Below are 2,011 nucleotides of genomic sequence, written 5' to 3'. Positions count from 1 at the left end.
CCCCTTGGACGGCATCCCCTTCCACCCTTACTACACGGTGCACGACATTTTCGGTGTGAGCGTCTTCCTGATGATCTTCACCGCGATCATCTTTTTCGCGCCCGAGTTCGGCGGCTACTTCCTGGAGTACAACAACTTCATCCCGGCCGACCCGCTGAAGACGCCTGCGCACATCGCGCCGGTCTGGTACTTCACGCCTTACTACTCGATGCTGCGCGCCATCACCGGTGAAATGGCCGGTGCACTGGGCATCATCGCCATCGTTGCCGCCGTGCTTGCTGCCCGCAAACTCTCCGGCATCTTCAAGCCAGCCGTGCTGGTGATTGCCATCGGCGCGGCCTTGCTGCTGGGCCTGCTGCCTTCCATCGCCAACTGGATCGGCCTGGTGATTCCTTCCGTCGGTGCCGGCATTGCCCACGGGCTGGATGCGCTGGCCAAACCGCTGGCCGGCGTGCCTTTCCTGGGCGAACTCTGGGGCATGATGATCAAGGGCATCGACGCCAAGTTCTGGGGCGTGGTCGTGATGGGTGGTGCGGTCATCATCCTGTTCTTCCTGCCATGGCTGGACCACAGCCCTGTCAAGTCGATCCGCTACCGCCCTGACTGGCACAAATACCTCTACGGCATTTTTGTCGTCAACTTCCTGGTGCTCGGTTACCTGGGCGTTCAGCCGCCATCAGCCGTCGGCGAGCGTGTGTCCCAGCTCGGTACCCTGTTCTATTTTGGTTTCTTCCTTTTGATGCCGTGGTGGAGCCGATTGGGTACGCCCAAAACGCCGCCTGACCGTATTGTTTTCCACGGTCACTAAGCAGGAGATAACAACAATGAAAAAACTGATTTTTTCCCTGATCGCGGCCCTGGGCCTGGTTGCCGGTGCACACGCTTCCGAAGGCGGCATGGCCTGGGACAAGGCACCGAACAATACGAACGACCTGGGTTCCCTGCAAAACGGTGCCAAGCTGTTCGTCAATTACTGCCTGAACTGCCACTCCGCTGCCTTCATGCGCTTTAACCGCCTGAAAGACATCGGCCTGACCGAGCAGCAAATCAAGGACAACCTGCTGTTCACGACCGAAAAAGTCGGCGACACCATGAAGGCCGCGATTGACCCCAAGCAGGCGAAAGACTGGTTCGGCGGCAATCCACCCGACCTGACCGTGATTGCACGCTCGCGTTCCGGCGCTGGCGGCACCGGTGCAGACTACCTCTACACCTACCTGCGCACCTACTACCGCGACGAGACCAAAGCCACGGGCTGGAACAACCTGGCTTTCCCCAGCGTAGCCATGCCGCATGTGCTGTGGGAACTGCAGGGCGTACGTGCCCCGGTGTTCGATGAAAAAGAAGAGCACGGCCACAAGGTGTCGGTCTTCAAGGGCTGGAAGCAGGTTACCCCTGGCGCCATGACGCCGTTKCAATACGACCAGGCGATGGGCGACCTCGTGGGTTACCTGCAGTGGATGGGTGAGCCGGCCCAGAACACCCGCATTCGCGTCGGCGTCTGGGTGCTGATTTTCCTTCTCATCTTGACCTTTGTTGCCTGGCGCCTGAATGCGGCGTTCTGGAAAGACGTCAAGTAATTTTTCGCCGGGGCTAAGCTCCCGGCACCTTCTGGAGTGGATGCTTTCAATGTATCCACTCCTTTGCATTTAGGAGTTCCGCACCATGATGGTCCTTTATTCAGGCACGACCTGCCCCTTCTCGCATCGCTGCCGTTTTGTGCTGTTTGAAAAAGGCATGGACTTCGAAATCCGCGATGTGGACCTGTACAACAAGCCCGAAGACATCAACGTGATGAACCCTTACGGACAGGTGCCTATCCTGGTCGAGCGCGACCTGATCCTGTACGAATCGAACATCATCAACGAGTACATCGACGAGCGCTTCCCGCACCCGCAACTCATGCCCGGCGACCCGGTCGACCGCGCGCGCGTGCGCCTCTTCCTGCTGAACTTCGAAAAAGAATTGTTTGTCCACGTCAGCACGCTTGAGTCGCGCGCTTCCAAGGGCA

The 2,011-nt window shown here is 58.8% G+C and carries 3 protein-coding genes; all 3 read left to right on the top strand.

Annotation, left to right across the window (positions count from 1 at the left end; all coding sequences use genetic code 11):
- A partial coding sequence (locus tag AC1D0Z_RS20410) for a cytochrome b family protein (RefSeq protein WP_477659993.1) occupies positions 1 to 808 on the top strand: 808 nt, incomplete at its 5' end.
- 16 nt (positions 809 to 824) lie between these two features.
- Positions 825 to 1,580: a cytochrome c1 gene (locus AC1D0Z_RS20405; RefSeq protein ID WP_477659992.1), complete on the top strand. Its 756-nt coding sequence runs from the start codon at positions 825 to 827 to the stop codon at positions 1,578 to 1,580.
- An 85-nt stretch (positions 1,581 to 1,665) separates the two neighbouring features.
- A partial coding sequence (locus tag AC1D0Z_RS20400; RefSeq protein ID WP_477659991.1) for a glutathione S-transferase N-terminal domain-containing protein occupies positions 1,666 to 2,011 on the top strand: 346 nt, incomplete at its 3' end.

Source organism: Polaromonas sp. P1_E3 (assembly GCF_056405935.1).
Note: the sequence above shows the minus strand (reverse complement) of the source record. Positions and strands in the feature narration are given on the sequence as shown.